Origin of the sequence: Labrys miyagiensis, assembly GCF_030160835.1 — a bacterium.
Lineage (GTDB): Bacteria > Pseudomonadota > Alphaproteobacteria > Rhizobiales > Labraceae > Labrys > Labrys miyagiensis.
The window spans coordinates 58,798-76,722 of sequence record NZ_BSPC01000080.1 but is presented as its reverse complement, the minus strand read 5'-3'; the positions used below and the strand labels follow the sequence as shown (position 1 = coordinate 76,722).

Here is a 17,925-nt window from a genome sequence, read left to right as displayed (position 1 = left end):
GCTACCCCTTCCTTCCCGGCGCGGTGAAGGCCGCGATTGCTGCCTCGTCATGCCCGGCCTCGCGCAGGAAGCGGCGCGCGAACTCTGCAGCCGGCGCCCGCAGCGCGTCGTCGGAGCGGATCAGGTGGAAGGCGACGTGATAATCGATCGTTCGGTCCGAAACCGCTACCACGCGCCCGGCTTCCAGCGCCGCTGACGCCAAAGGTGGTCGCGCCAGCGCGATGCCGAGGCCCTGGCAGCAGGCGTCGACGACGATGTTGTAGTCTTCGAAGCGCCGGTCCTGGCCGCGTGGTATGTAGTCGATGCCCTCGGGCGCCAGCCAGCGCCGCCAGCCCTCGATATTTGAATCATGCAGGATCGGCAGTTCCAGCAAGGCCTCCGCCTTCGTGCGTCCGGCCAGGCGTTTGGCCAGGGTAGGGGAGGCGATCGGAAAGACCCGTTCGCGCCACAGGTGCTGGCCGCGCACGCCCGCCCATGGCCCCTTGCCGCACCGGATGGCTAGATCCGTCCCTTCGCCGAGATCCGCTAGGCGGTGCTCCAGGAAAAGTTCGAGATGGATATCGTGCCCTTCGAGGCGCTGCAGCCGCGGGAAGAGCCAGAGCGAGGCCACGGAGGGTGTCACCGAGAGGCGCACCACCGCCTTGCCGCGCTTGGGAGACCAGCGCTCGCCGCTGTTGCCGAGCAGAGCGAGAGCCTCCTCGGCCCGTGCGAAGAAGCGCGTGCCCTCGGCCGTAAGATTGACGCCGCGCGCCGCCCGTTCGAACAGGCGCACGCCCATCCAGCGCTCCAGCCGGGAGACTTGACGCGACACGGCCCCATGGGTGATGCCGCTCTCCTCCGCCGCCGCCGAAAACGAGCCGAGCCGTGCCGCACGCGCAAAGGTTTCGAGCGTGTCGAGCGGTGGAAGGGAAGCAGAGCTGTGAACCATACGCACATTTGATCATCGATTGCGGTGCTTTTCAAGCACGTATCGAAGGCCTACTTCACCACCACCAACAGGTTGCGGGAGATGACGATGAGTGCCGTTGCGAGTGAGTCGGTGGCGGAGAAAAAGAGTGGATTTGACCTCATCGCCTTCGGGGCGATCCTGGTGACGATCCTGTTCTGGGCGTCGTCCTTCGCGGTGATCCGCGTCTGTCTCGGACCGCTGACGCCGATCGAACTGGCTGCGGCGCGCTACGTCTCCGCCGGCCTCCTGGGAGCGGCCTATCTCCTGATTGTGCGCCCGCCCTTGCCGAGTGGAAGGGATTTCATCCGCCTCGGCATTGCCGGCGTGCTGTTCATCACCGTCTATGCGGTGCTGCTCAACACCGGCGAGCAGACCGTGCCGGCGGGGCCTGCCAGCTTCATCATCAACACCATGCCGGTGTTCACGGCGCTGATCGCGCTGATGGTGCTGGGCGAACGCTTCGGCCTGTGGGGCTGGATCGGCACCGCCGTCTCCTTCGGCGGCGTGGCGTTGATCGCCGCGGCAGCCGATGGCGATTTCAGCTTCGACCCCAATGCCGTGCTGATTCTGGGCGCCGCCATCTGCGCCGCCGTGGCGAGCATCATGCAAAAGCCTCTGTTGAAGCGCTTCCCGGCACTCGCCGTGACGGCCTGGATCATGCTGCTCGGCTCGATTCCCCTGTTGCCCGCCGTGCCGGCGACGGTGAAGGCCCTGGCCGCCGCGCCGGCGGTGGTAAACTGGAACGTTGCCTATCTCGTGCTGTTTCCCACGGCGATCGGCTATGTGACCTGGGCAATCGCCCTGAAGCGCCTCCCGGCCGGCCGCGCCGCCAATTTCCTCTATGGCGTGCCGCCGACCGCCACGCTGATCGGCTTCCTCTGGCTTGGCGAGGCGCCGACTGTCGCAGGTTTGATCGGCGGTGGCATGGCGATCTTCGGTGTGGTGATCGTCAATGTGATGCGGGGGCGGTGAGGGGACGCCCCCGGATATTTCAAGGCACGTCTACTCCAGCTTGGAGATGCTTCGCTCTCGTGTCGAGGAAAGCGAGAGCTGGAATGATGAGCAGAAAATAGAGAAAGTAGTAAGCCGTCAGCCAGGAAATGGGCAGATGCGAGGATAAGATCGGACTGCTGCGGCCGAAGACAGAAAGAGCGATGAAGTCGATCGCGAGAAGGCCCGTTGCCAAGGTCATGGCGATCCCCAATGGATAACGGCGGCCGCGAAAGAGCGCTGATAGCAACATAGGCAAGAGAAGAGCAGCCCACAGGATCTTCGAGCCGGCAGCGCGGTTGCTGCCACTTCTCAACATTTCGAACCACGGCGACAGATACCACTCCGGGATGATCTGAGCTGGGACATAGTTTGGCGTCGCCTGAACAGAATTACTGGGGTCGTCGAACGCCCCAGGCCACGTCATCACTGCGGCGATCAGTAACGTTAGGCTGAGGACAAACGCGGCACGACCCAAGCTCGACGCCCAGGATAGTTGTGAGAGACGGATCGAAATCCGCGACAGATTGGCGAGCAGCAAGGCAAAGCTGAACACGAACATCATGCCAGCCAGCATGACGTGAAACATTGTCCATTGAGCCTGCCCGTTGAGATGCCAGTAAAGCCAGCTGCTCAGCGTGCCAAGGTCAAGGCTCGACAGATTCAGGGCTGCCGAAACGAAAACCTGGCTGAACCAGAAGTTGGCTTGTGTTCCGGCCGAAGCCTTCCCGCTCACGGCGAGAAACAAGGACCATATCAGGAGAGCAGACCATCCGAGCACCACCCAACTCGTTTTTCCTGCGACGAGTGCAAGAGCCAAACGTAGGTAGATCAACGCGAACAGAGCGGAGACGGCCAGGACGTGGGCAAAACGAATAGAAACAGCGAAAGGATCGTGGAGATATTCGACGTGCTCAATGGCGAGCTCTGGTGCCACATCGGGCACATGCATGAGCAAGCTTCCGCTAAGGGCCACTGCCAGCAGTATAGCTATGAGCAACGGGGAAAAAATGGCGTCAAGCTGAAGCCTGAACGCCGGGCGCGGGTCCGTCGGTGTGACAACGCTCGGCAAGTCCCGCGCCCTATACAATCAGATGAAAGAACGACCTTGGACGCTCCCAGGATCACACCCGCGCGGGCGCCTTCACCGGGATGTTCTTCTCCTGCAGGTAGGTCACCAATTCGCCCGACTGGAACATCTCGCGGGCGATATCGCAGCCACCGAGGAATTCGCCCTTCACATAGATCTGGGGCACGGTCGGCCAGTTCGAGAAATCCTTGATGCCGCTGCGCAGTTCCGGATTCTGCAGGACGTCGTGGTCCTTATAGTCGACGCCGAGATAATCCAGGATCTGCACGACCTGGCCGGAGAAGCCGCACATCGGAAACGCCTTGTTGCCCTTCATGAAGAGCACGACGTCGTTGGACTTGATCTCATTCTCGATGAAGGAGGCGATATCACTCATGGGTCTATCTCGATTTCTTGGGTTCAATCTCGATTCAGGAAGCAATGCCAAACATGTAAGCATGCCGAAGCGCAATGTCAGGCCTCAACCTAACATATTTTGCGCTGCAGAATAGGCTCAGGGCGCGCTGGTCGAAAGCGCGAGAGCATGCAGCATGCCGCCCATCTTGCCCTTCAATGCGGCATAGACCATCTGGTGCTGCTGCACGCGGGATTTGCCGCGGAAGGCCTCGGAAATCACCGTGGCCGAATAGTGATCGCCATCCCCGGCGAGATCGCGAATCTCGATCTTGGCGTCGGGGAAGCTGTCCTTGATCATCGCTTCGATATCGGCGGCCGGCATCGGCATGCGGAACAATTCCTTTTCAGGCGGCTTTGCGCTTGGCGCCCATCAACTCGGGCAGGAAGGCCTCGTGGCGTTCGCTGAGCGCCGAGACCAGAATGGGCTTGCCTTCGGGCAGGATCAAGGCATTGCCGCCGGTTGTGCCCAGGGTGGTGACAGGCACGCCCGCAGCCTCGGCCGCCTTGACGAAGGCCTCAGCCTCGCCGGCGGGCAGGGCAACGACATAGCGGGCCTGATCCTCGCCATACCAGAAGGCATGCGGCTGGCCGCCTTGGGGCGCCTTCGACAGATCGGCGCCAATACCCCTGGCCATCGCCATCTCCGCGACGGCGATAAGCAGGCCACCGTCCGAAATGTCGTGGCAGGTCTTGAGGTTGCCTGAACGGATCTGGCTGCGGATGAAATCGCCATTGCGCTTCTCGACGGCAAGATCCACCGGCGGCGGAGCGCCCTCTTCGCGCTTCAGGATCTCGTTGAGCCAGATCGACTGCCCGAGCCAGGTGCCCGGCTCACCGACCAGCAACACCTTTTCACCCTCGGCCTTGAAGGCGATGGAGGCGGTCACCGAGACATCATCAACCAGACCGACGCCGCCGATGGTCGGGGTCGGCAGGATGCCGCGGCCATTGGTTTCGTTGTAGAGCGAGACATTGCCCGAGACGATCGGGAAGTCGAGCGCGCGGCAGGCCTCGCCGATGCCTTCCAGGCAGCCGACGAACTGGCCCATGATGTCGGCGCGCTCGGGATTGCCGAAATTGAGGTTGTCGGTCACCGCCAGCGGCAGGCCGCCGACGGCCGAAATGTTGCGCCAGGCTTCCGCAACGGCCTGCTTGCCGCCCTCGACCGGATCGGCCTCGCAATAGCGCGGCGTCACGTCGGAGGTCATGGCGAGGCCCTTGGGTCCGTCGAGCACGCGCACCACCGCCGAATCGCCGCCCGGTGTCTGGATGGAATTGCCAAGAATCAGGTGATCATACTGCTCATAGACCCAGCGCTTGGAGGCAAGCTCGGGCGAGCCGACCAGTTTGAGCAGCGCCTCGCCAAGGGTGACATTCGCCTTCAGCGTGGCGGCGTCGAGCACCGGCTGCCTGGGCGAGGGGACATGCGGGCGGTCATAGAGCGGGGCCTCATCGCCCAGCTCCTTGATGGGCAGGTCAGCCTTGAGGTCGCCCTTGTGGAAGATGCGGAAGCGCAGATCGTCCGTGGTCTTGCCGACGATGGCGAAGTCCAGTCCCCATTTGCGGAAGATCGCCTCGGCCTCTTCCTCCTTGCCGGGCTTCAGTACCATGAGCATGCGCTCCTGGCTCTCCGACAGCATCATCTCATAGGCCGTCATGCCGGTCTCGCGCACGGGCACCTTGTCGAGGTCGAGCTCGACGCCGAGGTCGCCCTTGGCACCCATTTCCACGGCCGAACAGGTCAGGCCGGCAGCGCCCATGTCCTGGATGGCGATGATGGCATCGGTGTTCATCAGTTCGAGGCAGGCCTCGAGCAGCAGCTTCTCGGCAAAGGGATCGCCGACCTGCACGGTGGGGCGCTTCTCCTCCGACTTGTCGTCGAATTCGGCCGAAGCCATGGTGGCGCCGTGGATACCGTCGCGGCCGGTCTTGGAGCCGAGATAGACGATCGGATTCCCCACACCCGTCGCCTTGGCGTAAAAGATCTTGTCCTGCTCGGCGAGGCCGAGAGCGAAGGCGTTGACCAGGATATTGCCGTCATAGCGCGTGTGGAAGCGTACCTGGCCGCCTACCGTCGGCACACCGAAGGAGTTGCCGTAGCCGCCGACGCCGGCCACCACGCCGGAGACCAGATGCTGCGTCTTGGGATGATCCGGCGCGCCGAAGGAGAGGGCGTTCATGCAGGCGATGGGACGGGCGCCCATGGTGAAGACGTCGCGCAGGATGCCGCCCACGCCCGTGGTCGCGCCCTGATAGGGCTCGATATAGGAGGGGTGGTTGTGACTCTCCATCTTGAATACGGCGGCGAGCCCGTCGCCGATGTCGATCACGCCGGCGTTCTCGCCCGGGCCCTGGATCACGCATTTGCCGGTGACCGGCAGTTTCTTCAGATGCAGGCGCGAGGATTTGTAGGAACAGTGCTCGTTCCACATGGCCGAGAAGATGCCGAGCTCGGTGAAGGTCGGCTCGCGTCCGATCAGGTCCAGGATCCGCTGATATTCGTCCGGCTTCAGCCCGTGCTGGGCGATAAGTTCGGGGGTAATGGCGGGTTCTGCGTGGACGGACATGCCGCGTCGAGCTCCTGATGCTGCGCGCCTGCCCGCGCGCTCGTTTACGGGAGGCGATAGGGGCATCCGCGCCGAATGTAAACCATCGATCGCGTGGAACGCGTTCGATCCACATTGACACTGCAACTTTGTTGGCATCCCTGTGGTTTGAAACAGCAAAGAGCAGTCTGGGAGTAGCGGGAATGCGCACATTTTTCGTGCAGATCAAATGCCAGCTCGGCCGTACCTATGAAGTTGCCAGTGCGCTCGCCGAGGGGGAGATCGCTTCCGAGATCTATTCGACCGCCGGCGATTACGACATCCTGGCCAAGTTCTACATCGACGACGATATCGACATTGGCCATTTCGTTGGCGAGAAGGTCCAGGTCATTCCCGGCATCGCCGATACCCGCACCACGCTGACCTTCCGGGCCTTCTGATGACCGGGGTGGCCGCCCAGTGCTGCATCGTCGGCGGCGGTCCGGCCGGCGTGATGGCCGGTTTCCTTCTGGCGCGCGCCGGCGTCGAGGTTATCGTCCTGGAAAAGCATGCCGATTTCCTCAGGGATTTTCGCGGCGACACCATCCATCCCTCGACGCTGGAACTGATGCATGAACTTGGCCTGATCGATGCCTTCCTGAAGCTGCCGCATGACAAGGTCGAGCAGTTGGCGGGCCAGGTCGGCGATCAGGTGATACCGATTGCGGATTTCCGGCATCTGCCGACCCGCTCCAAATTCCTGGCGCTGATGCCGCAATGGGAGTTTCTCAACTTCCTTACCTCGCAGGGTGGGCGCTATCCAGGTTTCCGCCTGCTGATGCAGACCCAGGCGACCGGCCTGATCGAGGGCAAGGGCGGCATCGAGGGCGTGCGTGCCTATGGGCCGCAGGGCGCCTTCGAAATCCGGGCACCTCTCACCATTGCGGCCGACGGGCGCCACTCCATCCTGCGCGATCAGGCGGGTCTTTCGGTACAGGATTTCGGCGCGCCGATGGACGTGCTCTGGATGCGCCTGTCGCGGCGCGAGAGCGATCCGGCGCAGACGCTCGGGCGCTTCGATGCGGGCGCGATCCTGGTCATGCTCAATCGCGGCGATTACTGGCAATGCGCCTATGTCATTCCCAAGGGCGGCTATGACAGGGTGAAGCAGGCGGGCCTGGCGGCGTTCCGCCAGAAGCTGGCCAGGCTCTCGTCCCTGGAGGGAAGGCCCGAGGAGATCCGCAGCTGGGACGACGTCAAGCTGCTGACCGTGAGCGTCGACCGTCTCAGGCAATGGCATCGGCCGGGCCTGCTCTGCATCGGCGACGCCGCGCATACGATGTCGCCCGTCGGTGGCATCGGCATCAACCTCGCTATCCAGGATGCAGTCGCCACCGCCAATCTGCTGCATGCCAAATTGCGAGAGGGCGCCGTGACCGATGCCGATCTTGCTGCCCTGCAGCGCCGGCGTGAATGGCCGACCAGGGCGACGCAATGGGGACAGGTCCAGGCGCAGAACCGCATCATCAGCACGGTGCTGTCCAGCAAGCAGGCGCTGAAACCGCCGCTGTTTCTGCGGCTTCTCGGGCGATTTCCTGTCCTGCGCCGCATTCCGGCGCGCCTCATCGGCATGGGCGTACGGCCCGAGCATGTCGCCTCGCCCGAGAGGTGAGGGCGCGGTGGTTTCCGCGCAGTATCACGCTCTCTGCGAGCCTTGCTCTCAAATAGCGACAGAAGTGGAAAAGGCTCAATTTTTGGCATGTCCGGGCTTGTCCAAGGCATCCAGCCCTAGCGTTGCCGGGCTTGCCGGGACAAGCCCGGCAATGACAAAAAGTTGAGGTTCCAGCGACTTTTCGGTCAGGTGCTCAACGCCGACTCAGCTGCGTGAAATGGCTTCCGGCAGCGTGGTCCACTGTGTCACGCGGGCACCATCTGCACAGCGCTGGCTCGCCTTGTCACCGGAAATGACGTCGCCCGTATGCGAGCCATTTGTCACGATCAGGAACACCTTCGAGCCACCGCCGGCATCGGCGCTGACACAGGCCGCATAGTCGTCGGGATGCTGCTGGGCGGCGGCCGCTGTGCGCCAGCCGTTCGAAATGCGCGCATCGACAATACGGCCGGGAACGAGCTGCATGAGACGCTGGGCGAGCAACTCACGACCGGACTGCGGCACGGGGAACTGCTGGGTGCCGTCGCTGGTCACCACCGCCTGCGGCTGTTCCTGATAGACCGGCTGCGGACCGCTGGTGCGCGAGGGGCCGCAAGCCGCCAGCGCGAGAGAGAGCCCGACAGCGCCGGCCAGACCCCAGGAAAGACGTCCAGAAGAAAGACGATGGCTCATCGGTCTGCTCCAGTGCTCACAATACAGAATCGCACCACTCGGGTGGGCACGCAACCTCGCGCTTGCCGCCGCACGCAGTGAAGTAAATAGGGTGTGAATGATGTGCGAAAACGCACATCCCGTAGCACGGGCATGCGCAAGTTCTACGACAGCGGCTTGAGACTGGGTCGAGCCGTAAGAATATCGAGCGCTATTGGCTCAGACCTGAACGAGTGTGGCCTTCAGGCCGTCGCCATGCTGCCGATCAGGCTGGCGAACAGGCCGCGGCCATCGGTGCCGCCGACCAGCGGATCGATCAGGTTTTCCGGATGCGGCATCATGCCGAGCACGCGACGATTGGCCGAATAGATGCCGGCGATGTTGTTGAGCGAACCGTTCGGGTTGGTCGCGGCGCCCACCTTGCCGTTCGCATCGCAATAGCGGAAGGCCACCAGCCCATCGCCCTCGAGCTGCGTCAGCGTCTCCGGCGAGCAGAAATAATTGCCTTCGCCATGGGCAACGCAGACATCGATGGCTTGGCCCTGCTTGTAGGCGCTGGCATAGGCCGTATCGGTGCGCTCGACACGCAGATATACGCGCTTGCAGATGAACTTCAGGTCGGCGTTGCGCATCAGCACGCCCGGCAGCAGGCCGCCATCGGTGATGATCTGGAAGCCGTTGCAGATGCCGAGCACGAGGCCGCCACGCTCGGCATGTTTGCGGATGGCATCCATGATGGTGGCGCGGGCGGCGATGGCGCCGCAGCGCAGATAGTCGCCATAGGAGAAACCGCCCGGCAGCACGGCGAGGTCCGTTCCGGCCGGCAACTCGCTGTCGGCATGCCAGACCGCCTCCACCTTGGCGCCGGCCTGCTTGAGAGCCTTAGCGACATCCCCCTCGCGATTGGAGCCAGGAAAGGTGATGACAGCTGCTTTCATCGGTCATACTCGCTGTGGCGGGGGAGGCGGATCGGGGCCTTATGGTTTCTTTGCCGAAGCCGGGTCAAGCGAAGAGTGAGGCAACCTGCTAATTTTGCAGCTCGAATCCGGTGAGCAGGGCGTTGAAGGCGGCGATATCGGCCTGCGAGAGTTTGGGAGCGCCCAGGCGCACCTCCAGCGTGCCGTGGCCCTGGCGGAGCAGCAGGATGACGGCAGCCGTTTTCGCGAGCGCCCGGTCTTCGATATCGTAGACGCCGCGATAGCCGTCCGCACCGCCGAGGGTGACAGGTTCCGCCGGGCCGCGGGCGAGGAGGCGGGATGCTGGCGTGAGGCTCTGCAGGCGCAGATCGACGGAAGCCCCGGTGCCGGCGCCCGGGCCGAAAGGCGCAAAGCCGGGTACAATCAGGGGCCGCTCGTCCCGCACGAAGGTGAGGACATTGCCTGGCGAGCACTCCGGCGCGATGCAGCGCAGGGTGAGCAGGGAGGGTGGCGCGGCCGTCTGCCGCGCCCATTGGCTGTCATCGAAGCGAAGGGAAAAGCCTTCACTCACGGCAAGCCGCGGCGCCGCCGTCGCCGCGCTGCCCCCGAGGCAGAGGAGCGCCAGCGCGAGCAGGCGCCGCCCGGCCATCAGGCGATTTCGATGGTGTAATTTTCGATGACGGTGTTGGCGAGAAGCTTCTCGCATGCAGCCGTCAGGGTTTCCCGCGCGGCCTCGGCATCGCTCTGACCGATCTCGATGTCGAACACCTTGCCCTGACGCACGCCATTGACACTGTTCACGCCGAGAGAAACAAGCGCGCCCTCGATCGCCTTGCCCTGCGGATCCAACACGCCATTCTTGAGCGTAACGATGACACGAGCCTTCATTCAACACCTGCCTTGATGCAATCCTGAACCGATCGTGGATGCGCTTAAAGCAGTCGGGGCGGCGGTTCAATCGCTGCTTCTGCCTTCAGCCCCGGAAATCCATTCCATCGCCGTTGAGAAAAACGCAAGAGCGCCTGTTTGGCGAGTGCGGGTGTCTCAGCAAGGACGGCGTTCGAGGAGCAGATCTGTGTTGCACCGGGACCGGCCCGAATCTTGCATATCGTAACAGTAAAATATTTTTAACTACAGGAAAGCTGGTCGGTGACCGGGTGTTCGCGCCCGTCGCAACAGGCCGGTGCGGGGAAGCGACGTCCAGGATGCCTTTGGTGTGAATGCGTAGGAACGTTTCTTTCAACATCGCGGCATCCCGACGGATGCCGCCAACGCCAGAACCGGCGGTTTGGAGACGAAGGCATGTCTGAACTGAGAAAAGATAGTCTGTCCTTTATCGAGGCGCTGGGGCAGTCGGTGGCGAATGTGTCGCCAACGCTGACCCCCACTATCGCTGTTGCCGTTGTTGCCGGCATGGCAGGCTCGGCCTCCTGGCTGGTCTATGTCCTGGCGACGATCTCCCTGGTGATCGTCGGCATCAATATCGGCAAGCTTGCAGGCAAGATTTCTGCTGCCGGCTCCTTCTTCATCTATGTCTCGCGGGGGCTGGGACCGTCCTACGGGTTGCTCGCCGGCTGGGCCATGCTGGCTGCCTATCTATTCACCGCCATGGCCCTGACGGCGGCCACGGCGCTCTTCCTCCAGGATCTGGTGGCAAGCATGGGCTTCGCCGCCACGGTGCCCAGCGCGGTGTTCTTCCTGCTGATCTCGGTGGCAGTATGGCTCTTTGCCGTGCGCGACATCCGCATCTCCTCTCGGGTGGGCCTTGGCATCGAAGTGATATCGATGGCCATCATCCTTCTGGTCTGCTTCATTTCCTGGCGTGCCCACGGCTATGCAACCGACGTGAAGCAGGTGCAACTCGATGGCTCCTCCTTCACCGCCGTTGCGCAAGCCATCGTCTTCGGCATCTTTTCCTATGTCGGGTTCGAAAGTGCAGCCACGCTTGGCAAGGAGACGCGCAATCCCAACCGGATCATTCCGCGTGCCGTGATCCTCACCCCCATCATCGCGGGGCTCTTCTTCATCGTGACGACCTACGTCATTTCGCAAGGGTTCGACGACGATGCCTCCAAATTGGGCGCAAGTTCAGGGCCGTTGAGCGATCTCGTGGCAGGCAAAAGCGTGCTGCTGACCAATCTTGTCTATATCGGCGCGGCGATCAGCTGCTTTGCCTGCGCCCTTGCCTCGATCAACGCCTTCAGCCGGATGCTGTTTTCCCTCGGGCGCTACCAGTTCCTGCATCGGGCCGTCGGCACGATCCATGAATCGCATCGCACCCCTCATATCGCCGCTACCATCGGCGTGGTCCTGAACTTCATCGTCTGCGCCAGCTTCTCCAGCCAAGCCAATCCCGACCTGCTCGGTTATTTCGGTACAATCGCGAGCTTCGGATTCATCATCGTGTACATGCTCTGCTCCATCGCCGCCCCGGTGCTGCTGCGCAAGATGGGCGAGGCCAAGCCCATGGATTATGTCATGGGCGGTCTGGGGACCGTGCTGATGATCCTGTCGCTCATCGGCAGCATCTATCCGGTGCCGGCCTATCCCTACAATATCCTTCCTTACGGCTTCGCCCTTTACATGCTGCTGGGCGTCGGCTGGTTCTTCCTTGTAAAGATGCGCGCACCCCACGCGCTGCTGGGCGTGGAGCACGATCTGGAGGTGCAGGCGGCCTGACCTCGGACTTCTCGGTGGAGAGAGTCCCCGTCGGTTGGCGGAATATTTCTGTCGACCGACGGTGCCGTATGCTTGGCGGGCCGGCGGTTCAATCACCGCGTGGGCTGTCGCCGTCGGAAAACTGCTCGGCGATGCCCAGGAAGCGGGCGGGTACCGCGTCGGTGAGCCAGTCGCCATTCTCGCTGACATAGAATGCCCCACCTTCACCCCGCATGGCCGCGGCATCGACCCGCAGGATCACCCAGGGACCGGTGCGGCGTGCTGCGACTTTGCGGGCCGTTTCCCGGTCGATCGAGAGATGCACATGCTGGCGGCTGCGCTTCTCGAGCCCGCTCGCGAGAATGCTCTCCAGATGGCCAGCCGTGGTGCCGTGCCAGAGTTCGGCGGGCGGCTCGGAAGGCTCAAGGCCGAGATCGACGTTGACGCTGTGGCCCTGGTTGGCGCGGATGCGAGAGCCCTGGATGATAAAGCGTTGCTTGTCGCTTTCCTGCACCACACGCTCGATGTCGCGCTGTCCGGCGCCGAAGCGCTTCATCGTCGCCCTGGCGAGATCGTCGATCTCGACCCAGCCCTGCGCATCGAGCGTCAGGCCGGCGGCTTCAGGCTCATGCCGAAGCACGAGGCTGAGGAATTTGCTGAGACGTTTGTCGTCCATGATCGTCTTCTTTTATCGCAATCCATCACAATTTGGGATCGGTGGGGGCGCTTGCGCGGTGTGCAATTCATGTGCGGCCGGAGCCATTCGCGCACCGGCGGCGTCATTGTGTCGCTTCGAGCACCAGCTTCCTGGCAATGTCTTCGTGCGCCGCGATCACCACGATAAAGGTGGTGCCGTTCTTGTTGCGCTCCCCGACGACGAATGAGTTGAAGTGATGCGCCTTCTTGCCGCCGGTCATGGCAAGCTCGATGCCGGTCCATTTGCCAGCGGTGAACGGCTCGGCACTGACCTCGGGCTTGGGCAGGACGCTCTTGGGGTAGGGCTTGCCGACCAGGGCGGCGAGTTGGCGAGGCTCGGTGAGGGCCTTTTCCCAGATCGCCGCATCCCGTCCCGTCACCGTGAAACGCTCGATCGTCGCATCGTAGCCGCATTGGCGCATGGTGCACAACTGCATGCCTTCGACCGTGATGTCGTCGCGGGACACGAAGGAGCGCATGGGCAGCACGACCCACTTGCTGGAGTCCGGCAGCGAGACTGCGGGATCGCCATCCCACAAATTCCAATAGGCGCAGCCTGCGAGGGCCGTCAGCACAACGCCAAGCAGGCTGCCGGCAAGCAGCTGACGCTTCCATGGAGCAGGCGCTTGTTTCGACACAGGCTCTTCCTTGTAAACCACGCTGTACTCTTTCAGAGCCTGCTTAACAAAAAGGGCTCGACGCCTTCCAGCGCGAGCCCCCTTTTCAATATTTACACCCTAACGGGTCACTGGACCAGCTTGGGGCCCTTCACACTTATGTTTTCCATCTCGTTCATGATGCCGAGACGGCGCGCCACTTCGGTGTAGGCTTCCACGAGGCCGCCCATGTCGCGGCGGAAACGATCCTTGTCGAGCTTGTCGTTCGACTTGATGTCCCACAGGCGGCAGGAGTCGGGCGAGATCTCGTCGGCAAGGACGATGCGCATCATCTCGTTCTCCCACAGGCGGCCGCATTCGATCTTGAAGTCGACCAGGCGGATCCCGACGCCGAGGAAGAGGCCGGACAGGAAGTCGTTGACGCGAATGGCCAGCGCCATGATGTCATCGAGTTCCGGAGGGCTCGCCCAGCCGAAGGCCGTGATGTGTTCTTCCGAGACCATGGGATCGCTGAGCGCGTCGTTCTTGTAATAGAACTCCACGATCGAGCGGGGCAGCTGCGTGCCTTCCTCCAGGCCGAGGCGCGTGGAGATCGAGCCCGCGGCGACATTGCGCACCACGACTTCGAGCGGAATGATCTCGACCTCGCGGATGAGCTGCTCGCGCATGTTCAGCCGGCGAATGAAATGCGTGGGCACGCCGATATCATTCAGGTTCTGGAACAGATATTCGGATATGCGGTTGTTGAGGACGCCCTTGCCGTCAATGATCGCATGCTTCTTGCTGTTGAAAGCGGTGGCGTCGTCTTTGAAATGCTGGATCAGGGTGCCGGGCTCAGGACCTTCATAGAGGACCTTCGCCTTGCCTTCGTAGATGCGGCGGCGGCGGTTCATCGGGATGTACCGTGGTTTGAGAAAATCCGTCAACGTGCCAGGGCTCCTGGAAATGCGATCCGTGGCCGGCGCAATTGGCGATTCGGCTTGCGACGGCAAACCGGAGACTTCGCCAACCTACCCGATCACAGCCCTGCGCACAATGCGCGCCACGGTGTGAACCGGTCTGGAACCACGAATCCTGCCAAAGTGCATTTGCTTGTGCACCGGGCATCGGTGTATTTTCGAAATGCCGGATGCGACCCTGGGAGGAGGGCGTTACGGCAGCTTAATTTGATTTGGGGATTGCGCGCCTATATGCAACAGGCATGGCCGGCGCTTCAAGAAAAACCGGTAGCTGAACAGGAAATAACTCAATGACCACGTTTGACAAGCGGGAAGAGGCCTTCGAGAAGAAGTTTGCCCATGACGAGGATCTCCGCTTCAAGGCGACGGCTCGCAGCAACAGGCTGCTCGGCCTGTGGGCCGCCGAGAAGCTCGGCCTGTCGGGCGAGGACGCTAGCGCCTATGCCAAATCTGTGGTCATGTCGGACTTCGAGGAAGCCGGCGACCATGACGTGGTGCGCAAGGTTCTTGCCGACTTCGCTGCCGCCAATCTGAGCATGAGCGAGCCGCAGGTTCGCCAGGTCTTGACCGAGATGCTCGGGCGCGCGATTCAGGAAGTCCAGAGCGGCGTCTGATCCCAGGGCGCATTTTCGCGCCCTATCTTGCCAATACCGGCAAGCGGCGCTCTATTCACGGGCGCCGCTTTTGTTTGCGGTCCTTGCCTTTGATCGATCGGATATCGCCATGACAAGCCCTACCCTGCGCAATCGCCTTGCACGAGGCGAGAAGATCTTCGCTGGGTGGATGGCTTCGGCCTATCCGCGCATGGCCGAGGCCCTGGGGCGGGCAGGCTTCGATGCCGTCATCCTCGATCTCCAGCATGGCGAAGCCTCCTTCGCCGAGGCGCGCGATGCCATTACGGCCAGCCATCTTGCCGGCAAGCCGGCCGGTGTGCGCGTCGGCCTCGAGGGCTTCGGCGATGCGGCTCGTCTCTATGATCTCGGCGCAGAACTCGCCATCCTGCCGATGATCAACAGTGTCGAGGATGCCCGCAAGCTGGTCGACACCCTGAAATATCCGCCCGTGGGCGGACGCAGCTGGGGCGGCACCAGGGGGCTCGCCCTTTATGGCCTCGATGCCGAGAGCTATCGCACCAGCGCCAACGACCAGATCATCGCCCTTGCCATGATCGAGACCCAGCAGGCGGCGGATGCGATGGAGGAGATCCTCGACGTTCCCGGCCTTGATGGCGTCTTCGTTGGCCCGAGCGATCTTTCCATCAGCCTCAGTCGCGGCGAGAAGCTCGACCACCAGTTGCCGGAAGCGGTGGCGGTGATGAGGCGGCTGCTTGCCGCCGCCAAGGCCCGCAACAAGCTCACCGCCATCTTCTGCAGCGGCGGCGAGGCCGCTGCCCGCAACGCCGCCCTCGGCTTCGACATCATGGCGGTGGGGTCGGACTGGGCCTTCCTGACTGCCGGCGCGCAGGCAGCGCTGAAGACCGCGCGGGGCCATTCAGGTCCGGTGCAGGCGCAGTATTAATCCTGGGATCGCAGGCATCCCTGCCTGCTTCCTCTCCACGGGCGCCGCATTTCCAAGAGCAGCCAGGGATGCCTGCGATCCCTGGCTCTACTGCGTTCCCAGCTTCAGCTTCGACAGGAAGCTCGCCAGGCGCAGCAGGCCTTCCGGCCAGGGGCCGTGGCCGGACTCCACATTGATGTGGCCGGCGTCGCCGGCGTCCACGAACTCGCTGCCCCAGGCCTCGGCAAAGGAGCTGGCTCGGTTGATGTCGCAATAGGCATCGTTCTGGCTGGCGACGAGCAGCGACGGGAAAGGCAGGGCCGTCATCGGGATGGGGGTGAAGTCGAGATCGTAGCCTGGAATGAGATCCGGCTTGTCCCAGTCGGAGGGCGCCACCAGCATCGCGCCGATGACATGGCCTCGGATCTGCTCGGCGGCGAAGACGGTGGTGATCACGCCGATGGAATGGGCGATGATGATCGCCGGGCGGCTCGAGGCCTGCACATCCTCCACCAGCCGGTTGACCCAGGCTTCGCGCCGCGGCTGCTGCCAGTCGTCCTGCATGACGCGCCGCGCCGTCGAGAGCTTGGCCTGCCAGCGCGATTGCCAATGTTCCGGCGGCGAATTGCCCAGGCCCGGCACGATCAGGATGTCGGTGTCGGAGATGCGCATGTGAAACTCCCGTCAGATTGAGTGGGCACTGTTTCCACGTGCACGCGAGAGGCCCGTCAGGCCCCGACTCAGGGCTATGTTTCTATTTTATTGCCCTGCCAGTCGATCTGAACCAGTTCTTTGTTTTCTCGCTGGCCTGATTCCACACATTTGCGGTACGCCCGGGCCCGGCGTCCGCCTTCAGGCATCCTTGCCGAACACGCGCTCGAAGATCGTGTCGACATGCTTGAAGTGGTAGCCTTCGTCGAACATGGCTTCGAGCGTCGCATCGGACAGCTTGGCTGAAACGTCCGGATCGGCCTTGAGGAAGGCGAGGAAATCGCCTTCGCCGCGCCAGACCTTCATGGCGTTGCGCTGCACCAGGCGATAGGAATCCTCGCGGCTGGCGCTCGCCTGGGTGAGGGCGAGCAGCACGCGTTGCGAATTGTGCAGGCCGCCAAGGCGGTCGAGATTCTTGCGCATATTGGCGGGATAGATCAGCAACTTGTCGATCACGCCGGCGAGGCGGGCGAGCGCGAAGTCCAGCGTGATGGTGGCGTCCGGGCCGATCATGCGCTCGACCGACGAGTGCGAGATGTCGCGCTCATGCCAGAGCGCCACATTCTCCAGGGCCGGCGTCACGGCCGAGCGCACGATGCGCGCCAGGCCCGTGAGGTTCTCGGTGAGGATGGGGTTGCGCTTGTGCGGCATGGCCGAAGAGCCCTTCTGCCCTTCGGAGAAGAACTCCTCGGCTTCCAGTACCTCGGTGCGCTGGAGATGGCGAATTTCGATGGCGAGACGCTCGATCGAGGAGGCGACCACGCCGAGCGTGGCGAAGAACATCGCATGGCGGTCGCGCGGGATGACCTGGGTCGAGACCGGCTCAACGGCAAGGCCCATCTTGGCGGCGACATGCTCTTCTACCTGGGGATCGATATTGGCGAAGGTGCCGACGGCGCCGGAAATGGCGCAGGTTGCGATCTCCTTGCGTGCCGCGACCAGGCGCTCGCGGGAGCGCGTGAACTCGGCATAGGCCTGGGCGAGCTTGAGGCCGAAGGTCACCGGCTCGGCATGGATGCCGTGGCTGCGGCCGATGGTCGGCGTGTATTTATGCTCGATGGCGCGCTTCTTGAGGGCCGCCAGCACCTGATCGACATCGGCGATCAGGATATCGGCGGCGCGCGAAAGCTGCACGGCGAGGCAGGTGTCGAGCACGTCGGAGGAGGTCATGCCCTGGTGCAGGAAGCGCGCTTCCGGGCCAACGATCTCGCCCAGATGCGTGAGGAAGGCGATGACGTCATGCTTCACCTCGCGCTCGATCTCATCGATGCGGGCGACGTCGAAAGTGGCGTCCCTGGCCTTCTCCCAGATCTTCGCCGCCGCTTCCTTGGGCACCACTCCAAGCTCGGCGAGCTTGTCGGTGGCATGCGCCTCGATCTCGAACCAGATACGGAAGCGGGTCTGTTCCGCCCAGATGGCGACCATTTGGGGGCGGCTATAGCGTGCGATCATGGAAGGGTCCCTTTCGTGCCCCTTTTAGGCAGGATCGCCACGAAAGTGTATCCGAATCTGCGAGAAATATGTGGGAAGGGAACGGGGCGGGTCTTCAGACCCGCCTTTCACCTTCTCGGCTCGGGTGGCGCTGCAGGCGGGTCTG

Annotated in this window: 20 protein-coding genes; 6 read left to right on the top strand and 14 right to left on the bottom strand. The window is 62.9% G+C overall.

From position 1 onward, the window contains the following. Position 1: 1 nt before the first annotated feature. Positions 2–928 (bottom strand): LysR substrate-binding domain-containing protein, encoded by a 927-nt coding sequence (locus QQL24_RS33485; protein WP_284316659.1) that lies wholly within the window; start codon positions 926–928, stop codon positions 2–4. A gap of 87 nt (positions 929–1,015) precedes the next feature. On the opposite strand from QQL24_RS33485, the gene QQL24_RS33480 reads away from it, so the two are divergent. Beyond that, the gene (locus QQL24_RS33480; RefSeq protein WP_284316658.1) at positions 1,016–1,921 is read left to right on the top strand and encodes a DMT family transporter; all 906 of its coding nucleotides are present in this window, start codon (positions 1,016–1,018) and stop codon (positions 1,919–1,921) included. Positions 1,922–1,940: 19 nt separating this feature from the next. Here QQL24_RS33480 and QQL24_RS33475 read toward each other — a convergent pair whose 3' ends face one another. The 4 genes from QQL24_RS33475 to purL all read right to left on the bottom strand — a co-directional run bounded on the left by QQL24_RS33475 (position 1,941) and on the right by purL (position 5,992). Beyond that, positions 1,941–2,891, bottom strand: coding sequence for a hypothetical protein (locus tag QQL24_RS33475; protein ID WP_284316657.1), 951 nt, complete (start codon positions 2,889–2,891; stop codon positions 1,941–1,943). 172 nt (positions 2,892–3,063) lie between these two features. Beyond that, entirely contained in the window at positions 3,064–3,405 is a 342-nt protein-coding gene (gene grxD, locus QQL24_RS33470; RefSeq protein WP_284316656.1) for a Grx4 family monothiol glutaredoxin, read from the bottom strand. A gap of 117 nt (positions 3,406–3,522) precedes the next feature. Then, a complete protein-coding gene (locus QQL24_RS33465) occupies positions 3,523–3,753 on the bottom strand; it encodes a BolA family protein (RefSeq protein ID WP_284316655.1) in 231 nt (76 codons plus the stop codon). 16 nt (positions 3,754–3,769) lie between these two features. After that, on the bottom strand, positions 3,770–5,992 hold the full coding sequence (gene purL, locus QQL24_RS33460) for a phosphoribosylformylglycinamidine synthase subunit PurL (RefSeq protein ID WP_284316654.1): 2,223 nt from the start codon (positions 5,990–5,992) through the stop codon (positions 3,770–3,772). Positions 5,993–6,174: 182 nt separating this feature from the next. Here purL and QQL24_RS33455 point away from each other — a divergent pair, with 182 nt between their 5' ends. Together QQL24_RS33455 and QQL24_RS33450 are read left to right on the top strand one after the other, a co-directional pair. Continuing rightward, the gene (locus QQL24_RS33455) at positions 6,175–6,411 is read left to right on the top strand and encodes an Lrp/AsnC ligand binding domain-containing protein (RefSeq protein WP_284316653.1); all 237 of its coding nucleotides are present in this window, start codon (positions 6,175–6,177) and stop codon (positions 6,409–6,411) included. After that, on the top strand, positions 6,411–7,622 hold the full coding sequence (locus QQL24_RS33450) for an FAD-dependent oxidoreductase (RefSeq protein WP_284316652.1): 1,212 nt from the start codon (positions 6,411–6,413) through the stop codon (positions 7,620–7,622). The genes QQL24_RS33455 and QQL24_RS33450 overlap by 1 nt, the downstream gene beginning before the upstream one ends. A gap of 204 nt (positions 7,623–7,826) precedes the next feature. Here QQL24_RS33450 and QQL24_RS33445 read toward each other — a convergent pair whose 3' ends face one another. The 4 genes from QQL24_RS33445 to purS form a co-directional block, all read right to left on the bottom strand. Then, a complete protein-coding gene (locus QQL24_RS33445) occupies positions 7,827–8,294 on the bottom strand; it encodes a hypothetical protein (protein WP_284316651.1) in 468 nt (155 codons plus the stop codon). A 221-nt stretch (positions 8,295–8,515) separates the two neighbouring features. Then, positions 8,516–9,211 (bottom strand): phosphoribosylformylglycinamidine synthase subunit PurQ, encoded by a 696-nt coding sequence (purQ, locus tag QQL24_RS33440; RefSeq protein WP_284316650.1) that lies wholly within the window; start codon positions 9,209–9,211, stop codon positions 8,516–8,518. 88 nt (positions 9,212–9,299) lie between these two features. Further along, positions 9,300–9,839, bottom strand: coding sequence for a hypothetical protein (locus QQL24_RS33435; protein WP_284316649.1), 540 nt, complete (start codon positions 9,837–9,839; stop codon positions 9,300–9,302). After that, positions 9,839–10,078, bottom strand: coding sequence for a phosphoribosylformylglycinamidine synthase subunit PurS (gene purS, locus QQL24_RS33430; protein WP_284316648.1), 240 nt, complete (start codon positions 10,076–10,078; stop codon positions 9,839–9,841). Before purS ends, QQL24_RS33435 begins: the two co-directional genes overlap by 1 nt. A gap of 414 nt (positions 10,079–10,492) precedes the next feature. On the opposite strand from purS, the gene QQL24_RS33425 reads away from it, so the two are divergent. Beyond that, positions 10,493–11,869, top strand: coding sequence for an APC family permease (locus QQL24_RS33425; RefSeq protein ID WP_284316647.1), 1,377 nt, complete (start codon positions 10,493–10,495; stop codon positions 11,867–11,869). An 88-nt stretch (positions 11,870–11,957) separates the two neighbouring features. Here QQL24_RS33425 and QQL24_RS33420 read toward each other — a convergent pair whose 3' ends face one another. The 3 genes from QQL24_RS33420 to purC form a co-directional block, all read right to left on the bottom strand. Continuing rightward, the gene (locus tag QQL24_RS33420) at positions 11,958–12,524 is read right to left on the bottom strand and encodes an RNA 2'-phosphotransferase (protein ID WP_284316646.1); all 567 of its coding nucleotides are present in this window, start codon (positions 12,522–12,524) and stop codon (positions 11,958–11,960) included. 103 nt (positions 12,525–12,627) lie between these two features. After that, positions 12,628–13,182 (bottom strand): hypothetical protein, encoded by a 555-nt coding sequence (locus tag QQL24_RS33415; RefSeq protein WP_284316645.1) that lies wholly within the window; start codon positions 13,180–13,182, stop codon positions 12,628–12,630. Positions 13,183–13,289: 107 nt separating this feature from the next. Continuing rightward, entirely contained in the window at positions 13,290–14,054 is a 765-nt protein-coding gene (gene purC, locus QQL24_RS33410; protein WP_284316712.1) for a phosphoribosylaminoimidazolesuccinocarboxamide synthase, read from the bottom strand. Positions 14,055–14,410: 356 nt separating this feature from the next. On the opposite strand from purC, the gene QQL24_RS33405 reads away from it, so the two are divergent. Next, entirely contained in the window at positions 14,411–14,734 is a 324-nt protein-coding gene (locus tag QQL24_RS33405; RefSeq protein ID WP_284316644.1) for a DUF1476 domain-containing protein, read from the top strand. Positions 14,735–14,843: 109 nt separating this feature from the next. Then, a complete protein-coding gene (locus tag QQL24_RS33400; RefSeq protein ID WP_284316643.1) occupies positions 14,844–15,638 on the top strand; it encodes an HpcH/HpaI aldolase family protein in 795 nt (264 codons plus the stop codon). Positions 15,639–15,725: 87 nt separating this feature from the next. Here the strand turns inward: QQL24_RS33400 and QQL24_RS33395 are convergent, their stop codons facing one another. Together QQL24_RS33395 and purB are read right to left on the bottom strand one after the other, a co-directional pair. Then, complete coding sequence (locus tag QQL24_RS33395) at positions 15,726–16,289, bottom strand: RBBP9/YdeN family alpha/beta hydrolase (protein WP_284316642.1); 564 nt, start codon at positions 16,287–16,289, stop codon at positions 15,726–15,728. A 180-nt stretch (positions 16,290–16,469) separates the two neighbouring features. Next, the gene (gene purB / locus QQL24_RS33390) at positions 16,470–17,780 is read right to left on the bottom strand and encodes an adenylosuccinate lyase (RefSeq protein WP_284316641.1); all 1,311 of its coding nucleotides are present in this window, start codon (positions 17,778–17,780) and stop codon (positions 16,470–16,472) included. Between the last annotated feature and the right edge of the window lie 145 nt (positions 17,781–17,925).

Excerpts from the sequence above, each read along its gene's own strand:
- QQL24_RS33485 (WP_284316659.1), bottom strand. The coding sequence starts at position 928 with ATGGTTCACAGCTCTGCTTCCCTTCCACCGCTCGACACGCTCGAAACC.
- QQL24_RS33480 (WP_284316658.1), top strand. The coding sequence starts at position 1,016 with ATGAGTGCCGTTGCGAGTGAGTCGGTGGCGGAGAAAAAGAGTGGATTT.
- QQL24_RS33475 (WP_284316657.1), bottom strand. The coding sequence starts at position 2,891 with ATGCATGTGCCCGATGTGGCACCAGAGCTCGCCATTGAGCACGTCGAA.
- grxD (WP_284316656.1), bottom strand. The coding sequence starts at position 3,405 with ATGAGTGATATCGCCTCCTTCATCGAGAATGAGATCAAGTCCAACGAC.
- QQL24_RS33465 (WP_284316655.1), bottom strand. The coding sequence starts at position 3,753 with ATGCCGATGCCGGCCGCCGATATCGAAGCGATGATCAAGGACAGCTTC.
- purL (WP_284316654.1), bottom strand. The coding sequence starts at position 5,992 with ATGTCCGTCCACGCAGAACCCGCCATTACCCCCGAACTTATCGCCCAG.
- QQL24_RS33455 (WP_284316653.1), top strand. The coding sequence starts at position 6,175 with ATGCGCACATTTTTCGTGCAGATCAAATGCCAGCTCGGCCGTACCTAT.
- QQL24_RS33450 (WP_284316652.1), top strand. The coding sequence starts at position 6,411 with ATGACCGGGGTGGCCGCCCAGTGCTGCATCGTCGGCGGCGGTCCGGCC.
- QQL24_RS33445 (WP_284316651.1), bottom strand. The coding sequence starts at position 8,294 with ATGAGCCATCGTCTTTCTTCTGGACGTCTTTCCTGGGGTCTGGCCGGC.
- purQ (WP_284316650.1), bottom strand. The coding sequence starts at position 9,211 with ATGAAAGCAGCTGTCATCACCTTTCCTGGCTCCAATCGCGAGGGGGAT.
- QQL24_RS33435 (WP_284316649.1), bottom strand. The coding sequence starts at position 9,839 with ATGGCCGGGCGGCGCCTGCTCGCGCTGGCGCTCCTCTGCCTCGGGGGC.
- purS (WP_284316648.1), bottom strand. The coding sequence starts at position 10,078 with ATGAAGGCTCGTGTCATCGTTACGCTCAAGAATGGCGTGTTGGATCCG.
- QQL24_RS33425 (WP_284316647.1), top strand. The coding sequence starts at position 10,493 with ATGTCTGAACTGAGAAAAGATAGTCTGTCCTTTATCGAGGCGCTGGGG.
- QQL24_RS33420 (WP_284316646.1), bottom strand. The coding sequence starts at position 12,524 with ATGGACGACAAACGTCTCAGCAAATTCCTCAGCCTCGTGCTTCGGCAT.
- purC (WP_284316712.1), bottom strand. The coding sequence starts at position 14,054 with ATGAACCGCCGCCGCCGCATCTACGAAGGCAAGGCGAAGGTCCTCTAT.
- QQL24_RS33405 (WP_284316644.1), top strand. The coding sequence starts at position 14,411 with ATGACCACGTTTGACAAGCGGGAAGAGGCCTTCGAGAAGAAGTTTGCC.
- QQL24_RS33400 (WP_284316643.1), top strand. The coding sequence starts at position 14,844 with ATGACAAGCCCTACCCTGCGCAATCGCCTTGCACGAGGCGAGAAGATC.
- QQL24_RS33395 (WP_284316642.1), bottom strand. The coding sequence starts at position 16,289 with ATGCGCATCTCCGACACCGACATCCTGATCGTGCCGGGCCTGGGCAAT.
- purB (WP_284316641.1), bottom strand. The coding sequence starts at position 17,780 with ATGATCGCACGCTATAGCCGCCCCCAAATGGTCGCCATCTGGGCGGAA.